The organism is Novosphingobium sp., from assembly GCF_041915465.1.
Classification (GTDB): domain Bacteria; phylum Pseudomonadota; class Alphaproteobacteria; order Sphingomonadales; family Sphingomonadaceae; genus Novosphingobium.
The window spans coordinates 21,561-47,412 of sequence record NZ_JAYSBK010000001.1; the positions used below are offsets into that span (position 1 = coordinate 21,561).

Here is a 25,852-nt window from a genome sequence, read left to right on the forward strand (position 1 = left end):
GTCCCATTTTCCCCCAGAAACAGGAGCAAGCATGACTGCCCTGCTGCCACATGGCCTGAGCGATGCCGCCTTCAACCAGGCGCTGACCGCGCTGCGGGCTGCCGTTGGATCGCAATGGGTCCTCAATGCCGACGCCGATCGCCAAGCCTACCTCGATCCCTATGCGCTGGGCGACGGGCTTGACCACGATTGCGCCGCCATCGTCGCCCCGGCCAGCGTCGAAGAGGTCCAGGCGGTGGTGCGCATCGCCAACCAGTTCAAGGTGCCGCTCTGGCCGGTCGGCCGCGGCAAGAACCTGGGCTACGGCGCCGCATCGCCGGCCGAGAAGGGCGACGTGATCCTCGATCTCAGCCGCATGAACCGGATTCTAGACGTCGATGTGAAGCAGGCCAATAGCCTGCTCGAGCCGGGCGTGGGCTATTTCGACCTGTTCCGCCACCTCCAGGAAAAGAAGCTGCCGCTGTGGATGTCGGTCCCCGGCAACAGCTGGGGCAGCGTGGTTGGCAACGCGCTCGATCGCGGGATCGGCTACACCCCGTACGGCGACCATTGCGAGCAGATCTGCGGGATGGAAGTGGTGCTGCCCGATGGCTCGCTGGTGCGCACCGGCATGGGCGCGATGGACGGCTCGGCAACCTGGCAGAACTACAAGTACGGCTATGGGCCGAGCTGGGACCAGATGTTCATGCAGTCGAACCTTGGCATCGTTACCAAGGCTGGCGTGTGGCTGCAGCCCGAACCCGAAATGACCGCGAAGGTTGAATTGGCGCTGCCCAATTTCGACGATGCGGGCTGGGCGCTGGACATTCTGTGCGATCTGCGTCGGCGCGACGTGATCCAGCATAACATCGTGTTCGGATCCCCGGTGCGCGCCGCCTCTGTCATGTCGCAGCGGGCTGACTGGTATCAGGGGAAAGGCGCCCTGCCGGATTCGGTCAGCGAAGCAATGATGAAGAAGCTCAAGCTCGGCTGGTGGAACGCCAAGATCAACCTGTTCGGGCATGAAGGAACGGTCAACGCGCAGGTCGAGCTGATCCGCAAGCTGTTTGAACCCAGGCTGGGCAAGCCGCTCGAATTCGAACTGTGGAAGCAGGGCGACCCTCCCGAAAAGTCGGCCCAGGGGGTGCCTTCCACGCTCGGCCTGCAATGCGTCAACTGGTACGGCGGACGCGGCGGGCACCTTTCGTTTGCGCCGGTGCTGCCGCAGGATGGCAAGCTCGCGCTTGAATACGCGCGGAAGATCAAGGCCTACTACGAGCAGGTCGGGCAGGACTATTACGCCAGCTTCACGATCGGGCGCCGCCACATCAACAACGTCAGCCTGATCCTCTATAGCCGCGACGATCCCGAAGGCGTCGCCCGGGCCGACAAGCTCTATCGCCACCTGCTGGGCGAAGCGGCCAGCCAGGGCTTCGCCGAATATCGCGGACATATTTCCTACATGGACGCGGTTGCGGCGACGTTCGATTACGGCGGCGGCGCGCTGCGGCGGCTGAACGACACGGTCAAGACCGCGCTCGATCCCAACAACATCATTGCCCCCGGCCGCAACGGCATCGGCTCGCGCGCCGCGGCTCCGCACAGCGAGGCTCAGCCATGATTGCGCTCCGTTCCCCGGCGCTTGCCGCCGTCCTTGGCCTGGCCGCCATGCTGGCTGGTTGCGACAAGGCCCCGCCGCCCGCCCCGGGCGAGGCCGCGCCCAAGCCGATTCCGGCCATGGAAACCGCGATGTTCGGCGTCGGTTCGGCCAATGAAGGCAAGGCCTTGTTCGGCCGCGAATGCGCCTTCTGCCATGTCGGCAAGACCACCGGCGCATTCATGCTGGGCCGCCGCCTCGGAAAGGAAAACGCCGATCTGACCAAGCGCAGCGACCTTCAGGCCGATTACGTGAAGGCCGTCGTCCGCAACGGACTGGTCAACATGCCGGCCTTCTCCAAGGTCGAGGTTTCCGATCCCGAGCTCGACAAGATCGCCGCCTACCTCGCCGGGAAGAAGGACTGATGGCTGACCGCCGCACCTTTCTGAAGGCGGCTTCGGCAGCGGGAAGCGCCGCGCTGCTGCCCGCCGCCGCTGCGGCCAGCGCCCGCCCTGCGCCGGAAACAAGGCCCGCCTTCATTGTCGATGCGCGCCTGCCGCGTGCAGAGGCGCTGCGTCTGCGTGCAACCGCGCTGGGGCATCGCGTGCTTGATCCGCGGGGCGAGATGATCGCGCTGCTGCTGCAGCACGAAGCCGCCTTGATCGGCCCAGGCCGGCATCTGGTCGGGCTGACCGGATATGCCGATTTCGCCCTCGCCCAAGACCTCCTGCGCGCCAGCGGCCATCCGATCCGCCATGCCGTGGCGCTGGGCGGTCGCGACGGCCAGCGCGATATCATCCGCGGGAGCGCGCGCGATGGCGCGGTCATCGCGGCGCTTCTCGCCAGGATGCCAACCGAGCCCGGGCGCGAAGCCCAGGCCACCAGCTTCATCTGGATCGCCTGAGCCATGCTCCCGCTACCCTTGACCCACCGGAGTTTCCCAACGTGAGCAGCCTCGAGTTCGACTTCATCATCGTGGGCGCTGGGTCCGCCGGGTCGGTCATGGCCAATCGGCTGAGCCGCGATCCCGCCAACCGCGTGCTGCTGCTCGAGGCCGGGGGCGAGGCGGATCATCCCTTCGTCAAGATGCCGCTTGGCTTCCTTCAGGCGCTGCGCCGCCCGGAACTGGCCTGGCAATTCCTGTCCGAGCCGGAACCGGGCGTTGACGGCAAGCGCTTTCCCCTGCCGCGCGGCAAGATGCTGGGCGGTTCCTCCTCGATCAACGGCATGGTCCATTTTCGCGGCCATCCCTCTGATTTCGACGATTGGGCGGCATTGGGCTGCACCGGCTGGGACTATCGCAGCGTCCTGCCCTACTTCAAACGCTCGGAAGACCACTGGAGCGGGGGCAATGAATGGCACGGCAGCGGCGGGCCGATCACCGTCCAGCAGGTCGACACTCGCCGCCTGATGGCTGATGAGCTGCGTGCCTCGGCGGCGCTGGCCGGCTATCCTTACAACCCCGATTATGACGGCGCCTCCAACGAAGGTTGCGCCGATGTGCAGATCGCGATCCGCAAGGGCGAACGCTGCGGTTCCGCCGCGGCTTATCTGAACCCCGTGCGCCGCCGCCGCAATCTCCGGATCATCAAGCACGCGCTGGTCAACCGGGTAACTTTCGAGGGCAAGCGCGCCACCGGGGTCGAATTCGAACAGGACGGCCAGCCGCGCAAGGCACGTGCCGCGCGCGAAGTGATCCTGGCTGGCGGGGCTTATGGTTCGCCCCAGTTGCTGATGCTGTCGGGAATTGGCCCGGCCGAGGAATTGGCCCGGCACGGCATCGCGGTGGTCCACGCTTCGCCCGGCGTCGGCCGCAACCTGCAAGAGCATGTCCGCCTCGCCCATCAATACCGCGCCAGCGCCCCGCACAGCTTTGCCGACGAATTGCGCTTTGACCGCGCCACCGTGTCGTTCCTGCAGTGGTTCTTCCTGCGCAGCGGCAAGTTCGCCAACCAGATCGCCGCCGGCTGCATTCTCGCGCGGTCCGAGCCCGGGCTCGACCGGCCCGACCTGCAGATCATGTCGAGCCCCGTGCGGGTCGATGCGAACATCTGGTTTCCGGGCATTCGCAAGGCCCCGGGCGATTGCTTCTTCAATTCGATCTGCCTGCTGCGCCCCGAAAGCCGCGGTAGCGTAACCCTGCAGGATGCAAGCCCGCGCTCCGCCCCCCGGATCGCGCTTGGTCTGCTCAGTCACGAAAACGACTGGGCCACGCTCAAGAAGGGGCTGGCGATCTCGCGCCGGATCTTCAGCGATGGTCCGATCGCGCAATACGTGGTCGAAGAGACATTGCCCGGAACCGCGATCAACGACGATGCCGCGCTCGATGCGATGAAGGCGGAGCTTGCCGGAGTGGTCCACCATCCCGTCGGCACCTGCGCGATGGGCAGCGGCCCCGATGCCGTGCTTGACCCGCAACTGCGGGTGCGCGGGGTGGAGGGCCTGCGCGTCGCGGATGCTTCGATCATGCCGCTGCTGGTCGGCGCGAATACCAACGCGGCGGCGGTGATGATCGGCGAAAAGGCCTCGGACCTGATCCTGGGCAATACCATTGCGGAGACTGTCTGATGACCGAACTTGCCTGCGCTGCGGCCATTGTCGAACGAGCCAAGGCAGCGATTGCCCGACTTGGTCGCCACTTCATCGATGGGGAATGGGTCTCCGGGTCGGGCGCGCCGATCACGGTCGAAAATCCCGCCGATGGGCGCGCTATCGGGGCGATTGCTGCGGGCACGGCGGCAGACATCGACCGTGCGGTTGCGGCTGCCCGCCGTGCGTTTGAGGACCCGGCCTGGCAACATATGGCCGCCGCCGAACGCGAACGCCTGCTGCTGCGTCTGGCCGATCTGGTCGAGGCCAATGCCGACGAACTCGCCGCCATCGAGACGCTCGACAATGGCATGCCGTTCGGTCCGTCGCGAATGATGGCGGCCGGCTCCGCGATCAGCGCGATCCGTTACAACGCCGGCTGGCCCCGGCGCCTGACAGGCGAAACCGTGCCGGTTTCGGTGCCCGGACAGTGGCACGGCTATACCGTTCGCGATCCGCTTGGCGTGGCTGCGCTGATCGTGCCGTGGAACGCGCCGCTGGCGATCACTGCGAACAAGCTATCGGCGGCGCTGGCCGCCGGTTGCACTGTCGTGCTCAAGCCGGCCGAGCTGGCGCCGATGACCGGCCTGCGCCTGGCCGAGCTGGTCGCCGAAGCAGGCTTTCCCAAGGGCGTGGCCAATGTCGTTACCGGGCTGGGCAGCGAAGCGGGCGCGGCGCTGGTCAACCATCCAGGGATCGACAAGATTTCCTTCACCGGATCGACCGCGACCGGCAAGGGAATCCTGCGAGCGAGCGCCGATGGGCTGAAGCGCGTCTCGCTTGAACTCGGCGGGAAGTCTGCCTCGATCGTGTTCCCCGATGCCGATCTTGCCCGGGCAATCCCGGGCGTTGCGATGGGCATCTTCGGAAACAGCGGTCAGGTCTGCGCGGCAGGCTCGCGGCTGTTCCTGCACGCCGACGTGTTCGACCGCTTTCTCGATGGCCTGGCCGAATTTGCCGGCAAGCTGAAGGTTGGTCCGGGCCTCAACGCCGGGACAGCGCTCGGTCCGCTGATTTCCGCCGCGCAGAAAGACCGGGTGATGGGCTATATCGAATCCGGCCGAAGCGAGGGCGCAAATGCCGTGATCGGCGGCGATGCACCTGGCGGCGCGGGGCACTTCGTCAATCCTACGGTGTTCGTCGACGCCCGCCCCGACATGCGAATCGTGCGCGAGGAGATCTTTGGTCCGGTGCTGAGCGTGATGCGCCTTTCGGACGAAAGTTCCGACGATCTGGCGCGGATGGCCAATGCCAGCGAGTATGGCCTGTCGGCCTATGTCTGGACCTCCAGCCTGCCCCGCGCCCAGGGGCTGGCCCGGCGGCTTCGTTCGGGTTCGGTCAAGGTCAACGGTTCGGGCATGGAGTTTGCCCTGCCGTTCGGTGGCTACAGGCAGTCCGGCATCGGACGCGAGAACGGCCGCAGCGGGGTTGAGGCGTTTACCGAAACCAAGGCGGTGATGATCGGCTGGCAGGACTGACGGCAAGTGTTGCGGGCCGTGCGGCCGGACAGGGCGCGCGAGCCCGTCACAGCAGCGTCAGTGCAAAGGCAAGCGAAACGACAAAGCTGACCGTCGTCGCGACGAGCACCGGCACCGCCGCACGCAGACCGGTTTCCATCAGCAGATCCAGGCGGCTGCGCATGGCCGTTGCAATCACGGCGACGAGGAGCAGCCCCTTGGAGGCCGGAAGAGCCAGGTTCGCGATGCCGTGGGCTGCATCGACGAAGGAATTGAACAAGACCGTGACAAAGAAGGCAGGGATGAACCACGGCAACGACAGGCGCCGCCACAGCGGACGGTCCGCATCGCCCGGTGCCTGACCGATCACCAGCCCGGTAATCACGACGACCGGGGCCAGCAGGGCCACGCGCGACAGCTTGACGATTGTCGCATAGCTGCCCGCCGCCTCGGAGAAGGCATAGCCCCCGCCAATCGCCTGGGCGACATCATGGATCGACGCTCCGATTAGGAAGCCGGCTTGGCGGTCGGACAGGTGCAGGTAACTGGCAAGAATCGGATAGAGCGACATTGCGAGCGCGCTCGCTAGCGAAACGCCGACCAGCGATATCGCGAACTGGGCCTGGTTCACCCGTTCCTTGCCAATGATGCCGTAAAGGGCCATCGCCGCGCTTGCGCCGCAAATCGCGGTCGCGCCGCCGCTCAGGATCCCGACATAGGCCGATTGCCCGGCCAGCCGCGCGCCGGCGATCCCGGCGAAGAAGGTCAGCAGCATGACCACTGCCAGTGCCGCAAAGGGTTCGATACCAAGCGATCCGATCTGGGCGAAGGTTACCTGGAAGCCAAGCAAGACCACGCCAAGGCGCAAACACGTTCGCGAGGCGAAGTCGAGGCCTGAATGGCTGCGCGGATCGCGTGCCACGAAGCTCAGCGAAAGGCCGATCAGCAGCCCCAGCAGAATGATCGGAAAGTGGTAATGTTCCGATAGCCAGGCTGCCGCAGCAGCGGCGATGCCGCAAATCGCCAGACCGTGCAGCAGCGTGCCGCCATCGCGCGCTTGCGCCGCGGCATGGTCGGCCAGATGGATTTCGCCATACAGGTCACCGGCAGTTGGCAGCATTTGCCAATCGATCGCTTGACGCCGCACGCCCTGCTCTCCCCAATTTATGTCCTACGGTGTCACAATGCCCTTTCCTTACGCGTGGTGTCCGCTAATCTGCAAGCTTGAAGCTTGATAAAAAGCCTGGGAACCGGGAGATGACGATGGCCGATACTGGCGGAAAAGGGATTGCGCGCGGCACCGCGATCGCGCTCGTGGCGCTGTTGTTTGTGGGCAATGCACTGAACTATGTCGACCGTCAGGTGCTGGCGTTGCTCAAGCCCACGCTCGAGGCCGAGTTTGGCTGGAGCGATGCCGATTACGCGCATCTGGGCTCGTCCTTCCAGATTGCCGCCGCAGGGGCCCTGCTGTTCGTCGGCTGGTTCGTCGACCGGCTGGGCGTGCGCATCGCCTATGCGGCTGCCGTGACCGTGTGGAGCGCGGCGGGCATGGCCCATGCCCTGGCCCAGACGGTGCAGCAGTTCGTCACCGCCCGGATCATCCTGGCGGCGGGCGAATCGGTCAGCACCCCGGCCGGGCTCAAGGCTGCGGCAACCTATCTGCCCGTGGCGCAGCGCAGTATCGCGATTGGCCTGATCAATACCGCACCGAACATCGGGGCGATCATCACCCCATTGCTGATCCCGCCGTTTGCCGTCGCATTCGGCTGGAAGGCAGCCTTCGTGGTCACGGGGGCGCTGGGCTTTCTCTGGCTGGGGGCGTGGTGGCTGGGAACCCGCAACCTCGATTCCGCTACCGATCTGCCCGAACGCGCGCCGGTTGCCTGGGGCGAACTGCTGGCCGACCGTCGCAGTTGGGCCGTGATCGGGGCGAAATTCTGCACCGATGCGGTGTGGTGGTTCGTGCTGTTCTGGATGCCTGACTTCTTCAATCGGCAGTTCGGCCTGTCTCAGGCGAATCTCGGCTGGCCGATCGCGATCATCTTTACCCTCGCGGCCATGGGCGCCTTGACCTCGGGCGGGCTCTATCCCCTGCTGCTGGCGCGCGGGATGACCGTCAATTCGGCCCGCAAGTCATCCATGCTGTTCTATGCGCTGGTGGTGCTGGCCATGCCGTTGGCGCTCAAGACCGACAATGCCTGGCTGGCGGCGCTGCTGATCGGTTTGGGCCTGTTTGCCCACCAGGGCTTCTCCACCAATGTGTTCGGCATGACGGCCGACATCATTCCGGCGACCCGGGTGGCCAGCGTGATCGCAATCGGCGCGATAGCGGGCAATCTTTCGGGCACGACGATCATCGAATTCGCCGGCTGGTCGCTGGAGAACGGGTTTGGCTATGTCCCGCTGTTCGCGATTTGCGGTAGCGCCTATCTGGTGGCCCTGGGCTTCATCCATCTGCTGCTGCCGCGGCTTGCCCTGGCAAGCGACTGAGGTGATCCCTGGCCGCGCGGGGGGGCCTTCGGCCTGACGAAGGCCTGCTTTCAGGACTGCGGCCTGCCTGCGCGCCAGATGTGAAGCGCGGTCTGTTGCCCCGGCGCCCTGCCCTGGTGCGACCTGCCGGCATGAGGCGTCAGGCACCCGCAAAAGATGAGGCCCCGGACATTGTCCGGGGCCTCTTTTGTCTGATCGGGCACTGGTCGGGCCAGCGCCCGTCAGAACGATCAGTCGAACCGGGCGCGCAGGCTGACGCCGAAGTAGCGATCCGCATCGCGCGGGATCTGCAGCCGCTGGCCGTTGCTGACGTTCAGCAGGGCATAGGACTGGTCGGTAATGTTCCGCACGTGGAAGGTCAGGCGATAGCGGTCATCCGGATCGGAGAAGCCGACCGAGGCGTTCCACAGGCCATAGGCCGCGATCGGACCCTGTTCGCCGAGATCGGAGAACTGGCTGCTGACATGGCGGAAATCGGTGTCGAGGTAGAACTTCACACTGCCCATTTCACGTTCGTAGCTGGCACCGAGCGTATAGGTGAACTCGGGGGCAAGCGGGAGCCGCGTGCCGTTGCGGGCATCGGGCGCGTTGGTCGACGGATTGGGGTTGAACTTCTTCACCTTGGCATCGGCGTAGGCGCCGCTCGCCCGCAGGGTCAGGCCGTCGAACGGCTTGGCCAGCAGGTCGATTTCGAAGCCTTGGCTCTTGACGGTGCCGGCATTGGTCAGGTTGCTGACCACGGCGCCGTTGAGCAGCACGAAGTTGTTGGCCTGGAAGCCATCGTACTCGACCGTGAACGCCGCCAGGTTGAGCTGGACGTGGTTGTCGAGGAACTGCGACTTCAGGCCCACTTCGAACGCGTTCGAGGTTTCCTCGTCGACCGGCACCGCGTTGGTCGGAGCGGTGTGGTTGAAGAAGACGTTGAACGCCGGCCCCTTGTAGCCGCGGGTGTAGCTGCCATAGAGCATCACGTCCTTCGACGGGGTGAACTGCAGCACGGCGCGGCCTGAAAGGTTGCCGTTGCTGCTAGCGCCTGCCGAAGTGTTGGTGCCGTTACCGCCCGAGGCAATGGTGCCGCCGGCCGGGCTGCCGGAAATGCCGGGGCCAGTCGCCGGCGTGCCGTTCGTGGCATTCACGCCCGGAGCGCGGGTGTGGGTGTAATCGAGATCGTCCCAGGTATAGCGCAGCCCGCCGGTCAGCGAGAGCATGTCGCTGAAGCGATAGGTGGCCTGGCCAAACAGCGCGTAATTGCGCGAGTTCACGTCGCTGTACGAGGTCGCGGTCGGGAAGATCGTGTTGACCGTATCGCTCAGATTGCAGGGCTGGCCACCGGTAGCCGGGTCGACCGGCAGGGTGGAGGTGCTGCAAGTCACGTCGCGGCGCGTGAAGTCCTGCTGGTTGTCCGAACGCCAGATAAAGCCGCCGACCTGATAGAAGAACGCCTTCGAAGGGTCAGAGGCCAGGCGGACTTCGAGCGAAACCTGCTTGGTGCGGACGACGCCGTTGTCGTGCAGCTGGGCCGTGCCGACGAGGGCGCGCGGCAGGAAGTCACCCTCCCGGATTTCCTGGTTCCACCAGTTGCGATAGCCGGCCACGATGCTCAGCGTGTGGTCGGTCAGCACGTCGAAATCGCCCGACGCGGTCAGGCTCCACTGGCGGTCCTTGGTCTGGGTGACGAGGTTGTGGTTGACATAGCGCTGGTCCAGCCCCTGGGCGACGCCGCCCGGCAGGCCCAGTTCGGCGTCGAGCACCGCACCGCGGCTGACCGTGGTCACGTCCGCGCAGCAATCATCGTTCGCCTTGAAGTAATCGGCGATCAGGCGGATCTTCGAGCCATCGCCGTCATAATCGACGATGCCGCGCACGCCGTAGTGTTCATAGCCGTTGATCTTCTCGTTCCGGCCGCCATAGACGTTGGTGATGTTGCCGTCATAGGTGCCGTAGAACCCGGTCACACGGGCGCTGAGATCCTTGCCCAGCGGGCCCGAAACCGAGGCGCGCAGGCGATATTCCTTACCTTCGTACCATTCTGCGCGCGCTTCGCCCTGAAGGGTGTCGGTGCCGCCCTTGGAGACGATGTTGACCAGGCCGGCAGACGCGTTCTTGCCGAACAGCGTGCCCTGCGGGCCGCGCAGCACCTCGATCCGCTCGGCATCGACGAGGTCCATGAAGGCCTGGCCCGACCGGCTCAGCACCACACCGTCGACGACCGTCGAAACGCTGGGCTCGGCCGCGACCGAGAAGGTGATCGTGCCGACGCCGCGCATCACGATCGCGCTGTTCGCGCTGGTCGTGCCCTTGCGGAAGGTCACCGAGGGAACCAGCTGGCTCAGCCCTTCGAGGCTGGTTGTGCCGGTCGCCTCGAGGCGATCCGAGCCAAGCGCGGTGATCGCGATGGGCACGTCCTGGACGTTCTGCGAAACCTTTTGCGCGGTCACGACGATTTCGCCGATCCCTTCGGAATCCGAGGCTTCGTCCTGGCTCTGTGCAAATGCGGGCGCACTGATGGCAAGCACGCTGGCACTTGCCGCCAAGGCAAGCCGGCGCGCGGCTGGGATGCAGTTCACCTTCATAGATCTCTCCCCTTATTTGTCGTCATCGCGCGGCAAGAAAGGTTCGGGTCAATCCCGTGCCCGGCCGCAAATGCCGCTTGATCTGATACGCCCCGACCGATATGTCAAGCGGTGTCACAAACAGTGGTGCAGCTGTGGCACTTGCGCTACACCAGCACCCGGACGAGAGGCGGCAACAGGCGTGGAACTGCGGATTCAGGCGCAGAATGATGGTTTTTCCCTCATGCTCGGGGATGAAATCGTGCTGCGCCACTCCGTTGACTGTCCTGCGGTGGTCATTGCCCGCGGCGCGCCCGATATCGCGATGTACCGCGGCAATTTCCGCATCACCGACCAGCCCCATGGCCAGACCGCGCCGACGGGCTGGCGCAGCCGGCCCGGCGGCATCGACCTGCTGGATGGACAGCACGTGGTGGCGGGCATCGATATCGACCCGGCGGCAATTACCGTGCGTTCAGTCGATCCGGCCTGCGACCGCCTGCTCGTGCGCTTTGCCGCCACGCCGGGCGAACAGGTGTGGGGCGGCGGCGAGCAGATGAGCTACCTTGCCCTGAACGGCAGGCGCTTTCCGATGTGGACGAGCGAGCCTGGCGTCGGGCGCGACAAGACCACCGAGCTGACCCGCCGCATGGACGAAGAGGGCATGGCCGGCGGCGATTACTGGAACACCAATTATCCGCAGCCGACCTTCATCACCTCGCGCTGGCTGGCGGTGCATCTTGATGCAAGCTGTTACAGCGTGCTCGACTTCACCGACCCGCACTGCCACGCGGTCGAAGTCTGGAGCCATGCCGCCCGCTTCGAATTCTTTGCCGAAGCCGGCCCGCGCGAACTGGTTGCACAGCTGTCCAGCCGGTTCGGGCGGCAGGAGGAATTGCCCGACTGGGCGATTTCCGGGGCCATCGTCGGCCTGAAATCGGGCGCGTCCAGCTTTGCGCGGCTGGAGCGCTTCCTTGCCGCTGGGGCCGCCGTTTCGGGCCTGTGGTGCGAGGATTGGGCCGGTATCCGCGAGACGAGCTTCGGGCGGCGGCTGTTCTGGGACTGGCTCAGCGGCGCGCGCAGCGAGCAGCGCTATCCCGGCCTGGCCGAGCAGATTGCCGATCTCAATGCGCGCGGCATCCGTTTCCTGGCCTATGCCAATCCCTATCTTGCGGTGGATGGCGACCTGTTCCCCGAAGCCCTGGCCGGCGGTCACTTCTGCCTGCGCCGCGATCGCGACGAGGTGTACCTGGTCGATTTCGGTGAATTTGAATGCGGCGTGGTCGATTTCACCCGCGCGGAGACGCAGGCCTGGTTTGCCGAGCGCATCCTTGGCCGCGAACTGCTGGACCTGGGCATTTCGGGGTGGATGGCCGACTTTGGCGAATACCTGCCTACCGATGTCCGCCTGGCCGACGGGTCTGACCCGCTCGAGGCACATAACCGCTGGCCGGTGCTGTGGGCGCAGGTCAACGCGCGTGCCCTCGCCAGCCGCGGGAAAAGCGGCGATGCGGTATTTTTCATGCGCGCGGGCTTTTCGGGGGTACAGGCGCATTGCCCGCTGCTGTGGGCGGGCGACCAGTCGGTCGACTTTACCCGGCACGACGGGATCGGCACGGTCATCACCGCCGCCCTTTCCGCCGGGCTGGTCGGCATTGCCTACAGTCATTCCGATTGCGGCGGCTACACTTCGCTCCACGGCAATGTCCGCACGCGCGAATTGATGGAGCGCTGGTGCGAACTGGCGGCGTTCGCGCCCGTCATGCGCAGCCACGAAGGCAATCGCCCCGACGACAACCTGCAATACGATTCAGACGACGCGCTGCTGGCCTGCTTTGCCCGGTGGAGCCGGATTCATGCCCACCTTGCCCCATATGTCCGCCACCTGTGCGGCGAGGCGCGGACCCGGGGATTGCCGCTGCAGCGTCCGCTTTTCCTCCACTATCCCGATGATCGCTCCACCTTTACGATTCAGGATCAATACCTCTACGGTGCGGATCTGCTGGTGGCGCCAGTCATCGTTGAGGGGGCACGTCAACGCCAGGTCATCCTTCCGGGCGATGGCGAGTGGCGGCATTGCTGGTCGGGCGAGGCGTTCGCCGCCGGCATTCACGAAATTCCCGCTCCGATCGGCCAACCGCCGGTGTTCTACCGGTCGGACAGTCCATTTGCCGGGCTGTTTGCCGAACTAGCGGAGGTTCTTGCGCGATGAGCGAGCGGGCAAACATCAGGGACGTTGCAGCCAAGGCCGGGGTGGCGGTCAAGACCGTCAGCCGCGTGCTGAATGGCCACCCCTATGTAAAGGCGGAAACGCGTTCGCGCGTGGAAGAAGCCATGCGCGAACTCGACTTCCGGCCGAGCATCGCCGCGCGCATCCTGTCCGGCGCGAAGTCCAATCAGATCGCGCTGATCTATGACAATCACAGCCCCTACTACATGTTCCAGATCCAGACCGGATGCTGGGACTTTTGCCGGGCGCACGGCATTCGCCTGCTGGCCCAGCCAGTCGACGTGACCGATCCGCAGGTTGGCGAACAAGTGCGCGGGCTGGTTTCGGAAACCCATGTCGACGGGATCATCCTGTCCTCGCCGGTAACCGACTGCGATCCCGTGCTTCGCGCGCTCGAGGCGATGGACGTGCCGTTCGTGCGGATTTCGCCCGGCACCAACCATGCCCTGACCAGTTCGGTCTTCATGGACGATGCCCAGGCGGCGGATGACATGACCACGCACCTGATCAACGCCGGCCATCGCCGCATCGGCTTCATCAAGGGGCATCCCAACCACATGGCCTCGGACGACCGCCTGTTCGGCTATCGCCGCGCGCTCGACCGGGCGGGCTTGCCTTATGATCCGGTGCTGGTCTGCGACGGCGAATTCGATTTCGATTCCGGGGTGCGGGGCGGGCGCGCACTGCTGGATCTGCCCAACCGGCCGACCGCGATCTTCGCCTCCAACGACGACATGGCCGCAGGCGTGCTGGCCGTCGCGCACGACCGCGGCATCCCGGTGCCCGCGCAGCTCTCGGTCGCCGGGTTCGATGACACCACGCTGGCCCGCACCGTCTGGCCGCCGCTGACCACGGTTCACCAGCCGATGGCCGAGCTCGCCCGCACGGCCACGGAAATTCTGATTGCCGGCGGGGACATCACCCATCGGCGTTTGCCCCACACCCTTATCGAACGCGCATCGGTTGCGCCTCCAGCCAGGATATCTTCATGAGCGAATTGCCTTTGCCCCCTGCCACTCGCACTTTGGGCGACAGCGGGATTGCCGTTTCCCCGATTGCCTGGGGGATGTGGCGGCTGGCCGAAAACGGACGAACCGCCGGCGATGCGGCAAAGCTGGTCCATGCGGCGCTCGATGCCGGGATCAACTTTCTCGACACGGCCGATATCTATGGCTTCGATGGCACGGCCGGCTTTGGCGATGCCGAGCAGCTGCTGGGCGAGGTCCTGGCGGCCGAACCGGCCCTGCGCCAGCGGATGGTGCTGGCCACCAAGGGCGGCATCATGCCGCCGCTGCCCTATGACCAGAGCGCGCAATATCTGCAAAGCGCCATCGACAAATCGCTGAGCCGCCTGAAGGTCGACAGCGTCGACCTGTGGCAAGTGCACCGCCCGGATATCCTAGCGCATCCGCAGGAGGTTGCGCGGGTGCTCGACGATGCGGTGGCCGCGGGCAAGATCCGCACCCTGGGCGTTTCCAATTTCACCATGCCGCAGATTGCCGCGCTCAATCAGTTCCTCGGGCACAAGCTGGTTGCAACCCAGCCCGAGATCAGCCCGCTGCGGATCGACTGCTTCGAGAACGGCGAGCTGGACCAGGCGATGATGCTGGGCCTGACCCCGCTGGCCTGGTCGCCGCTCGGCGGGGGCCGGTTGACCAGCCCAGAGACGGCACGGGACGAGGCGGTTGCGGCCGAACTTGACCGGTTTGCCGTCCAGCACGGCATTTCGCGCAGCGTGGCCGCCTATTCCTGGCTGATGGCCCATCCGGCGGGAATCATCCCGATCATCGGATCGCAGCAGGCCGAGCGCATTGCCGAAGGCGCGGCGGCCGCGCAGGTGCGGTGGAACCGGCAGGACTGGTATGCCGTGCTGGTCGCGGCACGGGGCGTGCCGCTGCCGTAAGGCTGGCATGGGGCAATCGCCGCCCGGCCGGGGCGGCGAAGAGAATTGGTTACAACGGCGGACGGCGCGGCAGGTGGCGTTCGCGGCGGGGAAGCCGCGCCAGTGCGGCAAGGAGTGGAGAGAATGGTCCAGCAACAATGCGAAATCGCCTGGTTTTCGGCGCTCTGCGACGACGACTATGAATTCCTCGGTGTTCCCGACAAGTATCTGCAATCGAGCTGGGAGCATTGCCGCAACATCGTGCTGCGCGCCGAGGAAGGCGGGTTCGACAATATCCTGCTGCCGTCGGGCTATCAGCTTGGCCTCGACACCACGGCCTTTGCCGCCGCGGTGGCAACCCAGGTGCGCCGCATCAAGCTGCTCTGGGCGACCCGCATGGGCGAGGACTGGCCGCCGCAGCTGGCGCGCCGGATCGCCACGCTCGATCGCATCCTCGGCCCGAACGCGGATGGAACCGGCGGACGGCTGAACGTGAACATCATTTCGTCCGACATGCCGGGCGAGACCATCGCCTCCGGACCGCGCTATGCCCGCGCGACCGAGATCATGAAGATCGTGCGCACGCTGTTGAACGGCGAACACCTCGATTTTCAGGGCGAGTTCTACCAGCTCAAGCTGGATCCGGCGCGGATCACGACGCTGTCCGGCAAGTGCCCGGCATTCTACTTTGGCGGCCTGTCCCATGAAGCGCGCGAATGCGCCGCCGAGGCGAGCGACGTCTACCTGATGTGGCCCGACACCATGGACAAGGTACGCGACACCATCGCCGACATGAAGGCCCGCGCGGCCCGCTTTGGCCGCACCCTGAAATTCGGCTACCGGGTCCACGTGATCGTGCGCGAGACCGAGGACGAGGCGCGGCATTATGCCGACCGCCTGCTGTCCAAGCTTGACGAGGATGCCGGCAAGGCGATCCGCGAGAAGTCGCTCGATGCCAAGAACTATGGCGTGCAGCGCCAGCAGGAACTGCGCGGCGCAGCCGATGGCGACGGATTCGTCGAAGACAACCTGTGGACCGGGATCGGCCGGGCCCGTTCGGGCTGCGGCGCGGCCATCGTCGGAACGCCCGATCAGGTGCTGGCCAAGCTGCGCGCCTATCAGGCCGAAGGGATCGAGGCCTTCATCCTGTCGGGCTATCCCCACATGCAGGAAGCCGACATGTTCTCGCGCTATGTGCTGCCGCATATCCAGCACGGCCCCCTGAGCATCTGATGAGCCGCGCCGTGGCCAGCAACGATCCGGTATTCGATGTCGCCGTCATCGGCGGCGGCGTGAATGGCTGCGGGATCGCCCGCGACGCGACCGGGCGCGGCGCGAAGGTACTGCTGCTGGAAGCGCGCGACCTGGCCAGCGGCACCTCGTCGAATTCCAGCAAGCTGATCCACGGCGGGCTGCGCTATCTTGAGCACTACGAATTCGGCCTGGTGCGCGAGGCCCTGGGCGAACGCGAGAAACTGTGGGCCATCGCGCCGCATATCGTCTGGCCGATGCGGTTCGTGCTGCCCTGGGTCAGGGGCCTGCGCCCGCGCTGGCTGCTGCGCCTTGGCCTGTTCCTGTACGATCATATCGGCAAGCGGAAGCTGTTACCGCCAACCGAGACGGTTCGGCTCGATCGCCACCCCGCCGGCCAGCCGCTGAAACCCGAGTTCGTCCACGGTTTCATCTATTCGGATTGTTGGGTGGACGATGCCCGGCTGGTGGTCTTGAACGCCCGCGATGCCGCGGCGCACGGCGCAAGCGTGCATACCCGCTGCCCGGTGAGCCGGCTGGAACGCCGCGAAGGGCTGTGGCGGATCGAAACGCCGCATGGCGCCTTTACCGCCCGTGCGATCATCAACGCTGCCGGACCATCCGTGCTTGCCGTGCTGGATCGCAGCGGCGAGACGCCCAGGCAGGCCATCCGGCTGGTGCGCGGATCGCACATCGTGGTGCGCAAGCTGTTCGATCATCCACACCCCTATTTCTTCCAGCTGCCCGATGGCCGCATTTTCTTTGCGATCCCCTACGAGCACGACTTTACCCTGATCGGCACGACCGACCGCGATCATCAGGCCGGTCTAGATGCGATCGCGGCCAGCGACGAAGAGATCGCCTATCTGTGCGAAGGGGCGAGCCGCTTCTTCCGCAAGCCGGTTACCCCGGCGGATGTCGTCTGGTCCTATGCCGGGGTCCGGCCGCTGGTGGACGATGGCTCGGGCAAGCCGGAAGCGGCCACGCGCGGCTATCGCTTCGACCTCAGCCCCGCCGAAGAGGGCGCGCCGATCCTGTCGGTATTCGGCGGCAAGATCACGACCTATCGCACGCTGGCCCAGGAAGCGGTCGATCACATGGCCGCGCGGGTGCCCGCGCTTGAGGGCGCGCACTGGACCGACCGCGAGCCTCTGCCCGGCGGCAACTTCGGCGTAGACGAGGCCGACCGGCTGATCGAACGGCTGCGGGCCGCCTATCCGTTTCTCGAGCCGCACTGGGCCGACCGGCTGATCCGCTCGTACGGGACCGAGGCCGCCGTCATGCTCGGCGAGGCCAAGCGGCTCGAGGATTGCGGCACGCATTTTGGCCATGGCCTTACGGAACGCGAAGTACGGTACCTGATGGCCCACGAATGGGCGCGGGAAGCCGACGACGTGCTGTGGCGCCGCACCAAGCTGGGCCTGCGCCTGTCGGCGGAGCAGCAGGCGGGCTTGCGCGCGTTTATGGAAGGAGAAGCCCAGCAATGACCCCGCGGATTGTCGCCATTGGCGGAACCGTTGCCGCCGGAAGCACCACCGAACTGGCGCTGCGCACCGCGATGGCCAGCGCGGCGGCGCTGGGCGCGGACGTGCAGTTGTTCGGCGGGGCCTATCTGGCCGAATTGCCGCACTATCGCAGCAGCGCCCACAGCGGCGACGATGGCCGCGAGATGGTGGAGGCCGTGCGTGCCGCCGATGGGATCCTGCTGGCCGCGCCCGGTTACCACGGAACCATTTCCGGTCTGGTCAAGAACGCGCTCGATTACCTTGAGGATCTGGCCAAGGATAGCCGCCCCTATCTTGATGGGCGGGCCGTGGGGCTGGTGGCCACCGCCTATGGCGATCAGGCCACGATGAGCACGATGCAGACGCTGCGCAGCATCGTCCATGCCCTGCGCGGCTGGCCGACCCCGATGGGGGCAACCATCCGCACCTATCCCGGGCTGTTTTCGGTCGATGGCGAATGTCTCGATGACCGCGCGCGGATGCAGCTTGACCTAGTTGGGCAGCAGGTGGTGCGCGGCGCAACGAGACTGTCGGCCAGCCCGCAGGTCCGCGCATGAACAGCGTGGCGGCCGCGGTCGAGGCGCTGCGCGAAGGTCAGGTCATCATCATTACCGGCGATCGCTTTCGCCGCGGGGACATGGATTTCGCGGTTAGCGCGCTTCATGCCAGCGCCGAAGTCATCAACTTCATGGCCACCCATGGCCGCAGCCTGGTATGCCTGGCCATGACCGAGAACCGGGCGATCCGGCTAGGCATCGGACTGATGAATCCGGGGTCTGAACGCCAATCGGGCCGGCCACTGGGCCGCTCCATCGAGGCGCGCACGGGGGTTACCACGGGGATTTCGGCGGCGGATCGGGCGGCAACGGTCCGCGCGGCGATCGCGCCGAATGCCAGCGCGGACGATATCGTTTCACCCGGCCATGTCTTCCCCTTGATCACTGCCCGAGGCGGCGTGTCCGAACGCCCCGCGGCCGCAGAAGCCGCGATCGAGCTGTGCCACCGTGCCGGGGTCGGAGATGCCGCGGTGATCTGTTCGATCATGCGCGACGACGGCGAAATGGCCCGCATCGAGGATATCGAGAGCTTGGTCGACCGCTTTGGCCTGGCCGTGGTCGATATCGACGACATCCTGAGCAGTTGAACCGCAACGGACCGCAACGCATGAGCGAAGACCGCTTCATCCTGGTGCTTGACGAAGGCACGACATCGACCCGCGCTATCCTCTATTCGGCTGCCGGTCGGCAGGTTGCCGTCGCGCAGGAGGAATTGACCCAGCATTATCCCGCCGCAGGGCTGGTCGAACACGATGCCGCAGAAATTTGGGACCGCACCCTGCGCTGCGCACGGGCGATGGTCGACCGGGCGGGCGGCGCGCAGCGGATCGCCGGGATAGGCGTCACCAACCAGCGCGAAACCGTCGTTGCCTGGGACCGGGCCACCGGCCAGCCGCTGTGCCGGGCAATCGTCTGGCAGGATCGCCGCGGCGAGCAGCGCTGCGCTGAACTGCGCGAGGCCGGCCACGAAGCGGCGGTCCAGGCGACGACGGGCCTGCTGCTTGATCCTTATTTTTCAGCGACGAAGATGGCCTGGGTTCTTGCCAACGTAGACGATGCGGCTGCGTTGGGGCCACGCCTGGCGCTCGGCACGGTCGAAAGCTGGCTGGTCTGGAACCTTACCGGCGGGCTGCACGTCAGCGATGTCACCAATGCGAGCCGCACCTCGCTGTTCCCGCTGACGGGACGCTCCTGGGATGACGGGCTGTGCGACCTGTTCGGCGTGCCGCGCGCTGCCCTGCCCGAAATCGTGCCCAATTCCGGGCCAATCGGGGTGACCCGCCTCGACCTGTTTGGCGCGGCGATCCCGATCACCGGCATGGCCGGGGATCAGCAGGCGGCAACACTCGGGCAGGGCTGCTTTAGCCCCGGCCAGACGAAGGCGACGCTGGGAACTGGCGCGTTCGTTCTGGCCAACATGGGCGCGCAGCCACCGCGTTCGGAGCATCGTTTGCTTGGCACGGTGCTGTGCGAGGTGGACGGTGCGCGGCTTTATGCCCTCGAAGGGGCTGTGTTCGTGGCCGGAAGCCTGGTGAAGTGGCTGCGCGACAGCATCGGAATGCTTGGCAGTGCCACGGAAAGCGAAGCACTGGCGCGCTCTGTTCCGGATAGCGGCGGCGTGACGGTGGTTCCAGCCCTGTCTGGACTTGGCGCGCCATACTGGCGACCCGACGCGCGCGGCAGCATTACCGGCCTCTCCTTTGCGACCACGCGCGCGCATATCGTGCGAGCCGCCCTCGAATCGGTCGCCAACATGTTTCACGATCTGGCCGGAGCCTTTAGCGCCGATGGCGCGCACTGGTCGGTGTTGAGGCTCGACGGCGGGATGAGCGCGAATGACTGGATTGCCCAGGACATCGCGAACATGCTGGCAATCCCTTGCGAGCGTCCTGATGATGTCGAAACGACGGCGCGTGGCGCGATGATTCTGGCGGCAATCGGTGCCGGACTGCGCGACGGCTTGTCCGGGGCGCGGGACATGCTGGCAACCTCACAGGTGTTCACCCCCGGGATCGACGATCCCGACCGCGCGCTGCGCATCGCCAACTGGCAAGCCGCGCTGCGCGAACAGGGATGATCCCGCAGCGGCGATGCGGCGGCACCTGTTGGCAGAGGCGAGCGCGGGACCTGCGTGGCGGAGCTGTCATTCCAACACGAACTGGTCTCCAATTGGCGCACTTATCATGGCCGGGACGACCCTCAAACGGCGAGCAACTGCCACTCCGCCAGGGCGGCGGAGCGGCTGAGCTTGTAAGTCTGACGATCGACGAGACGGCGTTCCTGGTCGAAAGCGAAACGGGTTGGTTGGTCTGAGGACACGCGGCCTCGCCCCGCCCCGCCCTACTCTCGCCGCCTCACCCGTCAATCAAGTGCATTTGCTCTGACCAGACCCTTCAGACAAATGCAGTCCTTACATCGCCTAGCCCGGAGTCGAAGCGCGCGATCACTTCGTCGCCGGCCTTGACCGGCATTGCCTTCACGAATGATCCTGTAAGAATCGTTTCTCCGGCTTCGAAGGTAACCCCGAACTCACCCAGCTTGTTCGCCAGCCAGGCGACTGCGGCGACCGGATTGCCGAGCACGGCCGAGGCGTAGCCTTCCTGCTCGACCTTGCCGTTGATCAGCATCTGGCCGTGGATCTTGCGGACATCCAGATCTTCGAGCTTGCACGGATTGGCACCAAGTACCGCCGCACCGCAGGCTGCCAGATCGGCGACGGTTTCGACCACTGTCATGCCGGGGGCCGGACCGACCCGGAAATCGACAATCTCGATCGCGGGAAGGACGAAGTCGGTGGCGCGCAGGACATCGACCGGCAAGATGCCGGGACCTTTCAGGGCGCTCTTCATCACAAAGGCGATCTCGATTTCGATCAGCGGCCTGAAAAAGTGATCGAACGCGATCGGCGTGTCCTCCGGCATGAAGAGGTCGTCGGTCATCGCGCTGAAATCGGGTTCGGTTGCTCCGGACATCGCCTTCATGGCTTTCGATGTCAGGCCGACCTTGTATCCGCGAACCGTGCGACCCTGCTCTAGTGAACGGGCAAGGAATGCCTGCTGGATCGCGTAGGCATCGTCCATCTCGATGCCCGGATAGGTCTGCGTCAAAAGCGGCAAGGCCTTGCGGTTGCGGTACGTTTCGATGAGGTCGGCGACAATCTGGTTACGGGTCTGGGGATCAAGCATTGGTTGAGCTTTCGGCAATCGCGCGGCGCGCATCGGAGAGGTTGGTCTGGGCGGCGGCGGCAAGAGCCTGGCTGTCGGTCATCACCGAGATCATCTGGAAGCCTTGCCGGGCGCGTAGCGGGGCAAGCCTGGCGGTCGAGAGGACGGCTGTGGCAACTCCATTGGTACGCGCGGCAGCGTTGATCCGCACCAGCGCCTCATCGAACTTGGGGTCGCCGTCGTTGTCGCCGGGGCGCAGTCCAAGCGAGAACGAGAGATCGAACGGCCCGACAAACAGGGCATCGACGCCTGGGACGGCTGCTATCTCCTCGACGGCAGTCAGCGCCTCGACAGTTTCGATCATCGGGATCACACAAACCCGCTCATTGGCGCTGGACACGTAGCCAGCCCCATCACGCGCCATGACCCGGATCGGACCCAGGCTGCGCCTGCCCAGCGGGGGATATAAGCACGCTTCGACCAATCGGCGCGCCTCGTCGGCATTCTGGATCATCGGGGCAACGATCCCCATCGCGCCGGCATCAAGCATACGTCCGACAATTCCCGGCTCGTTCCATGGCACCCGCACCAGTGGGGCGATCCCGGCAAGGTCGATCGCCCGGATCATTTCGACCGCCACCGAATAGTCCATGCAGCCGTGCTGCATATCCACTAGCACCCAGTCGAAGCCGCCCTTGGCCAGAATCTCTGCGCTGAGGCTACTGGGGATATTGCACCAGGCGCCCAGCGTTACATCGCCGTTCTTCCAGCGAGATTTGAGGGAATCAAACATAGAAACTCTCCAAGGCGGTTGGCCATCCCGGATGGTGACTATGTGCAAAAATGACTGCAGTCAATTATTAAGCGCGTGAGGTTTCAGGCGCAATCGAGGAGCTGCTCCAGCTGTCGCCGCAATTTGGCAAAGAAGGCCTCGCGCGTTGTTAATCCGCCAAGCCAGTTAAGTAGCCCCAAGTAATAGAGTGCGAAGAAGGACTGCGCCACAAGGTCGGGCTCGAAGCGCTCGGCGACCACTCCGTCCTTTTGCGCCGTGATCACCAGTCGCGCAAAGCCCTCGAAGATCGCGCTCATCAGCTTGGACAACTCAGCGGCGCGATCCTGACGATCTGGCATCAGGATTTCCTTTAGCAGGAGCTTAGCCAGAGTAAGATCGCCTTCGTGGTAGGCAACCATGCGCTCGAAGACCTGCATGACTTGGTCAACCAGGGGCATCCCGAGCGGCAGATCGCTGAAGGCCTGCTGGGCAGTCGCCAGCATCTCCTCGTGGAAGACCATGACCAGAAGATCTTCCTTGGACCGTGCGTAAAGGAACAGCGTACCTGTGCCGATATCGGCGGCCTCGGCAATCTGCAGTGTGGTCGTTTCGGCGAAGCCATGTTCGGCGAAAAGCCGCCGCGCGGCTGCTACGATGCGGTTGCGCTTTTCAAGCTTGTTGCGCTCGCGCCGACCAATCCCGCTGGCGGGCGCAGTTTTGACAGAGCGTGTTGCCTTGGTTGCCATCGGCTTTCCTTCCGGTTCGGCTGCCCTGATGTCAACGTTTTCGTCAACCGCTTTGCCTGGCGCTAGATGTTTCGCTTGACGGCACGCCACCCGGCTTTAAACTGACTACAGTCAGAATTGAAGATATTCACTGATTCAGTGGTTGAGCGGGCCAAGGTCAACGGTCCGTGATCCGGAATGGGAGAGTGGCATGGCAGGAAGAACGGCAACAGTTGCGGGCGTAGAAGTCTCGCTTGATCACTGGATCGGTGGCAAGCGGGTTTCCTCCTCGGAACGCTTCAGCAATGCCTCGCCGATTGATGGCAGCGATCTCGGCGCGGTAGCAGCTGGTGGGCAGCAGGAAGCCGACATGGCGGTCGAGGCGGCGCGCAAGGCCTTTCCCGCCTGGGCCGCGCTCGGTGCGGAAGGGCGCTTGCCGGTCCTGCGCAAGTTTGCCGATGGCATTCTGACCCGCGCCAAGGACATTGCTGCAGTTGAGACTGCCGACAATGGCTCGCTCCTAATGGGCAACCTGCACCGCATGGTGCCGCGCTCGGCCCAGAATATCTCGTTCTTCGCGGAATGGGCGCTGGGGCTCAACGACCACGTCATCGAACACGAAGAGGTAATCAACAACGTCCGCTACGATCCTTCGGGGGTGGCTGCGTTAATTACCCCATGGAATGCCCCGTTGATGCTGACTACGTGGAAAGTCGGCCCGGCCTTGGCGGCAGGCAACACCATCGTGATCAAGCCGCCGGAATGGGCCCCGCTGACCTGTTCGCTGCTGGCAGATATTGCCCATGAGGCCGGTGTGCCCGCCGGGGTTCTCAACGTAGTCCAGGGGATCGGCGAGGATGCCGGTGATGCCCTGGTGAACAACTCGGACCTTGCTCGGATCAGCTTTACCGGATCGACCGATGCGGCGAAGATCATCGGTCAGGCGGCGGCGCGCTCGATCACCCCGATGAGCTCGGAACTCGGCGGCAAATCGCCGTTCATCGTCTGCGCAGACGCCGATCTCGATGCGGCTGCACAGACGGTTGCGGGGCAATATATCAACGCCGGACAGGTCTGCTTGGCCGGGACGCGCATCCTTGTTGAAGCGTCGATCGAGAGCGAATTTCTCGAGAAGGTCCGCGCTGCCGTTAGTCACATGGCCGTGGGCGATCCGCGCGAACCGACGACACGGGTCGGTCCGCTGATCCATCCCGAACACTTTGCCCGGGTCGCGGGCTTCGTTGAACGTGCGAAGAGCGCCGGTGCGAAAGTTCTCTGGGGCGGGGCAAAATCGGATTTCGGCGCGCTCTACTTCCAGCCGACCATGTTTGCCGGGGTGAAGCTGAGCGACGAAATCTCGCAGAAGGAAGTGTTCGGCCCGGTTCTCACTTGGCAGACCTTTGGCTCCGACGAGGAAGCCATCGCGATCGCAAATGGCACCGAATATGGCCTGGCCGGCACGCTGTTTTGCGGCAACGAGGACCGCGCGATGCGGATCGCCGCGCAGGTGGTGGCGGGTACGCTGTGGGTCAATTGCTTCTTCGTGCGCGATCTTGCTGCGCCGTTCGGCGGCAGCCGCATCTCCGGCATCGGCCGGGAGGGAGGCACGCACAGTTTCGATTTCTATTGCGACATCAAAAACATCGCCGTGCGCAAGGGTTCGTTCGGACCGACAGGAGGATAACATGTCTCAGATAACCGAACTGGGTTACGTCACCATCGGGGTGAGCGACCTCAAAGCCTGGGAGAATTTCGCCGGGCAGGTGCTTGGGCTGGAAGTTGTTCCAGGCGAAAGCGAGGCAGTTCGCTACTTGCGCATGGATTACTGGCACCACCGGATCAAGCTGGTTCAGGACAGTAGCGACGATGTGCTCGTTGCGGGGTTGCGGGTCGCGGGCGTGCTCGAATTCCGGGCGATGGCCAAGACGCTGTCCGACGCGGGTATAGCGGTTCGGATCGGCAGCAAAGCCGAAGCGGAAGCCAACCACGTTCTCGAAATCATGTTCCTCGAGGACCCTAACGGCTATCCGATCGAAATCTTCCATGGTCCGCTGGTGCAATTCAATCTGCCGTATCATCCTGGTCGGCGGATGCATGGCGGTTACAAGACACTGGGTGGCGGCTTCGCCCACATGATGCAGTCGCGCCGCGCGGAATTCGACGACATCCATGCCTTCTACACATTGCTGGGGATGCGCGGCGGGATCGAATACAAGATGCCGATACCGATGCTGCCTGAACCGATTGAACTGATGTTCCTGCATTGCAACGAGCGGCAACATACCTTCGCCTTCGGTGGTCCCGCCGAAAAGCGCTGCAACCACCTGATGTTCGAAACTGAAAAAATCGAAGATGTTGGGCTGGCCTATGATCTGGTCAAGCAAGCCGGGATCCCGGTGATTATCGAGCCGGGCGCCCATGCCAACGATCACAACTTCTCGTTCTACTTCAAGAACCCGTCGGGCTTTATGAACGAGATTGGCTGGGGGGGGCGCAAGCCGCCGGGGCAGTCGGAATACTACGCCGGAGACGTGTTCGGGCACATGCCGGTTTTGAATACGATGAAGGACTTCATGGTTCCGGCCTGAGTGCTTGCAAACCAGGCTGCGTATCATGAACCACGCCAATGACACCTTAAGCTACCGCAAGGCCTTGGGACGGTTTCCGACCGGGGTTGCATTTGTCGCCACTCAGGCTCCCGATGGCAGTGACATCGGGATCCTGATCAACTCGTTCACATCGGTCTCGCTCGATCCACGGCTAGTGCTTTGGAGCCTGGACCAGCGCTCCAGTGTGCGCGCGATCTTCGTCGGGGCGTCGAACTTCGCGATCAGCATTCTGACCGGTGCGCAGAGGCAACTTCTAGCGGAGCTGAGCCGACCACGCGAAACCCGGTTTCAGGGTGTCGCAATCCGCCGCGGCATCGGTGGTGCACCCGTGCTGGTTGATGCCGCAGCAGGGTTCGAATGCACATGCGAAAGGGTGATTTCGGCAGGCGATCATGATCTGATCATGGGGCGGGTCGAAAACTTCGAATTGTGTGATCTTCCACCGCTGGCCTTCCTGGCCGGCCAATATGGCCACGTCGAAATAGCGGCCTGA

At 64.7% G+C, this 25,852-nt stretch carries 22 protein-coding genes; 17 read left to right on the plus strand and 5 right to left on the minus strand.

The window, feature by feature from the left end; all coding sequences use genetic code 11:
* The first annotated feature begins 31 nt into the window (after nucleotides 1–31).
* The 5 genes from ACE3SN_RS00090 to ACE3SN_RS00110 are packed head-to-tail and all read left to right on the plus strand — an operon-like array spanning nucleotide 32 to nucleotide 5,643.
* A complete protein-coding gene (locus tag ACE3SN_RS00090) occupies nucleotides 32–1,600 on the plus strand; it encodes an FAD-binding oxidoreductase (protein ID WP_374526693.1) in 1,569 nt (522 codons plus the stop codon).
* On the plus strand, nucleotides 1,597–2,001 hold the full coding sequence (locus ACE3SN_RS00095) for a cytochrome c (protein ID WP_374526694.1): 405 nt from the start codon (nucleotides 1,597–1,599) through the stop codon (nucleotides 1,999–2,001). The genes ACE3SN_RS00090 and ACE3SN_RS00095 overlap by 4 nt, the downstream gene beginning before the upstream one ends.
* A complete protein-coding gene (locus ACE3SN_RS00100; protein WP_374526695.1) occupies nucleotides 2,001–2,480 on the plus strand; it encodes a hypothetical protein in 480 nt (159 codons plus the stop codon). The genes ACE3SN_RS00095 and ACE3SN_RS00100 overlap by 1 nt, the downstream gene beginning before the upstream one ends.
* Before the next feature lie 41 nt (nucleotides 2,481–2,521).
* Nucleotides 2,522–4,144, plus strand: a complete 1,623-nt coding sequence (locus tag ACE3SN_RS00105; protein WP_374526696.1) for a GMC family oxidoreductase — start codon at nucleotides 2,522–2,524, stop codon at nucleotides 4,142–4,144.
* Nucleotides 4,144–5,643, plus strand: coding sequence for an aldehyde dehydrogenase (locus ACE3SN_RS00110; protein ID WP_374526697.1), 1,500 nt, complete (start codon nucleotides 4,144–4,146; stop codon nucleotides 5,641–5,643). Before ACE3SN_RS00105 ends, ACE3SN_RS00110 begins: the two co-directional genes overlap by 1 nt.
* 46 nt (nucleotides 5,644–5,689) lie before the next feature.
* Here the strand turns inward: ACE3SN_RS00110 and ACE3SN_RS00115 are convergent, their stop codons facing one another.
* Nucleotides 5,690–6,769, minus strand: a complete 1,080-nt coding sequence (locus tag ACE3SN_RS00115; protein ID WP_374526698.1) for a YeiH family protein — start codon at nucleotides 6,767–6,769, stop codon at nucleotides 5,690–5,692.
* 116 nt (nucleotides 6,770–6,885) lie between these two features.
* On the opposite strand from ACE3SN_RS00115, the gene ACE3SN_RS00120 reads away from it, so the two are divergent.
* The gene (locus tag ACE3SN_RS00120; RefSeq protein WP_374526699.1) at nucleotides 6,886–8,112 is read left to right on the plus strand and encodes an MFS transporter; all 1,227 of its coding nucleotides are present in this window, start codon (nucleotides 6,886–6,888) and stop codon (nucleotides 8,110–8,112) included.
* A 230-nt stretch (nucleotides 8,113–8,342) separates the two neighbouring features.
* Here ACE3SN_RS00120 and ACE3SN_RS00125 read toward each other — a convergent pair whose 3' ends face one another.
* Nucleotides 8,343–10,685, minus strand: coding sequence for a TonB-dependent receptor (locus ACE3SN_RS00125; protein WP_374526700.1), 2,343 nt, complete (start codon nucleotides 10,683–10,685; stop codon nucleotides 8,343–8,345).
* 223 nt (nucleotides 10,686–10,908) lie between these two features.
* Here ACE3SN_RS00125 and ACE3SN_RS00130 point away from each other — a divergent pair, with 223 nt between their 5' ends.
* The 8 genes from ACE3SN_RS00130 (at nucleotide 10,909) to ACE3SN_RS00165 (ending at nucleotide 20,166) form a co-directional block, all read left to right on the plus strand.
* Nucleotides 10,909–12,876, plus strand: coding sequence for an alpha-glucosidase (locus ACE3SN_RS00130; RefSeq protein WP_374526701.1), 1,968 nt, complete (start codon nucleotides 10,909–10,911; stop codon nucleotides 12,874–12,876).
* Nucleotides 12,873–13,886, plus strand: a complete 1,014-nt coding sequence (locus ACE3SN_RS00135) for a LacI family DNA-binding transcriptional regulator (protein ID WP_374526702.1) — start codon at nucleotides 12,873–12,875, stop codon at nucleotides 13,884–13,886. The genes ACE3SN_RS00130 and ACE3SN_RS00135 overlap by 4 nt, the downstream gene beginning before the upstream one ends.
* Complete coding sequence (locus tag ACE3SN_RS00140; protein WP_374526703.1) at nucleotides 13,883–14,797, plus strand: aldo/keto reductase family oxidoreductase; 915 nt, start codon at nucleotides 13,883–13,885, stop codon at nucleotides 14,795–14,797. Before ACE3SN_RS00135 ends, ACE3SN_RS00140 begins: the two co-directional genes overlap by 4 nt.
* A gap of 123 nt (nucleotides 14,798–14,920) precedes the next feature.
* Complete coding sequence (locus ACE3SN_RS00145; RefSeq protein WP_374526704.1) at nucleotides 14,921–16,009, plus strand: LLM class flavin-dependent oxidoreductase; 1,089 nt, start codon at nucleotides 14,921–14,923, stop codon at nucleotides 16,007–16,009.
* Entirely contained in the window at nucleotides 16,009–17,514 is a 1,506-nt protein-coding gene (glpD, locus tag ACE3SN_RS00150) for a glycerol-3-phosphate dehydrogenase (RefSeq protein WP_374526705.1), read from the plus strand. The genes ACE3SN_RS00145 and glpD overlap by 1 nt, the downstream gene beginning before the upstream one ends.
* Entirely contained in the window at nucleotides 17,511–18,089 is a 579-nt protein-coding gene (locus ACE3SN_RS00155; protein WP_374526706.1) for an NADPH-dependent FMN reductase, read from the plus strand. Before glpD ends, ACE3SN_RS00155 begins: the two co-directional genes overlap by 4 nt.
* The gene (locus ACE3SN_RS00160) at nucleotides 18,086–18,676 is read left to right on the plus strand and encodes a 3,4-dihydroxy-2-butanone-4-phosphate synthase (protein ID WP_374526707.1); all 591 of its coding nucleotides are present in this window, start codon (nucleotides 18,086–18,088) and stop codon (nucleotides 18,674–18,676) included. The genes ACE3SN_RS00155 and ACE3SN_RS00160 overlap by 4 nt, the downstream gene beginning before the upstream one ends.
* Nucleotides 18,677–18,696: 20 nt before the next feature.
* Nucleotides 18,697–20,166, plus strand: coding sequence for a glycerol kinase (locus ACE3SN_RS00165; RefSeq protein WP_374526708.1), 1,470 nt, complete (start codon nucleotides 18,697–18,699; stop codon nucleotides 20,164–20,166).
* Nucleotides 20,167–20,482: 316 nt separating this feature from the next.
* Here the strand turns inward: ACE3SN_RS00165 and ACE3SN_RS00170 are convergent, their stop codons facing one another.
* The 3 genes from ACE3SN_RS00170 to ACE3SN_RS00180 form a co-directional block, all read right to left on the minus strand.
* The gene (locus ACE3SN_RS00170; protein ID WP_374526709.1) at nucleotides 20,483–21,307 is read right to left on the minus strand and encodes a 2-keto-4-pentenoate hydratase; all 825 of its coding nucleotides are present in this window, start codon (nucleotides 21,305–21,307) and stop codon (nucleotides 20,483–20,485) included.
* Complete coding sequence (locus ACE3SN_RS00175) at nucleotides 21,267–22,046, minus strand: HpcH/HpaI aldolase/citrate lyase family protein (RefSeq protein WP_374526710.1); 780 nt, start codon at nucleotides 22,044–22,046, stop codon at nucleotides 21,267–21,269. The genes ACE3SN_RS00170 and ACE3SN_RS00175 overlap by 41 nt, the downstream gene beginning before the upstream one ends.
* A gap of 83 nt (nucleotides 22,047–22,129) precedes the next feature.
* Nucleotides 22,130–22,771, minus strand: coding sequence for a TetR/AcrR family transcriptional regulator (locus ACE3SN_RS00180; RefSeq protein ID WP_374526711.1), 642 nt, complete (start codon nucleotides 22,769–22,771; stop codon nucleotides 22,130–22,132).
* 190 nt (nucleotides 22,772–22,961) lie between these two features.
* Here ACE3SN_RS00180 and ACE3SN_RS00185 point away from each other — a divergent pair, with 190 nt between their 5' ends.
* The 3 genes from ACE3SN_RS00185 to ACE3SN_RS00195 are packed head-to-tail and all read left to right on the plus strand — an operon-like array spanning nucleotide 22,962 to nucleotide 25,852.
* Complete coding sequence (locus tag ACE3SN_RS00185; RefSeq protein ID WP_374526712.1) at nucleotides 22,962–24,434, plus strand: aldehyde dehydrogenase; 1,473 nt, start codon at nucleotides 22,962–22,964, stop codon at nucleotides 24,432–24,434.
* Between the two features lies 1 nt (nucleotide 24,435).
* Nucleotides 24,436–25,338, plus strand: coding sequence for a VOC family protein (locus ACE3SN_RS00190; protein WP_374526713.1), 903 nt, complete (start codon nucleotides 24,436–24,438; stop codon nucleotides 25,336–25,338).
* Nucleotides 25,339–25,363: 25 nt separating this feature from the next.
* Nucleotides 25,364–25,852: a flavin reductase family protein gene (locus tag ACE3SN_RS00195; protein WP_374526714.1), complete on the plus strand. Its 489-nt coding sequence runs from the start codon at nucleotides 25,364–25,366 to the stop codon at nucleotides 25,850–25,852.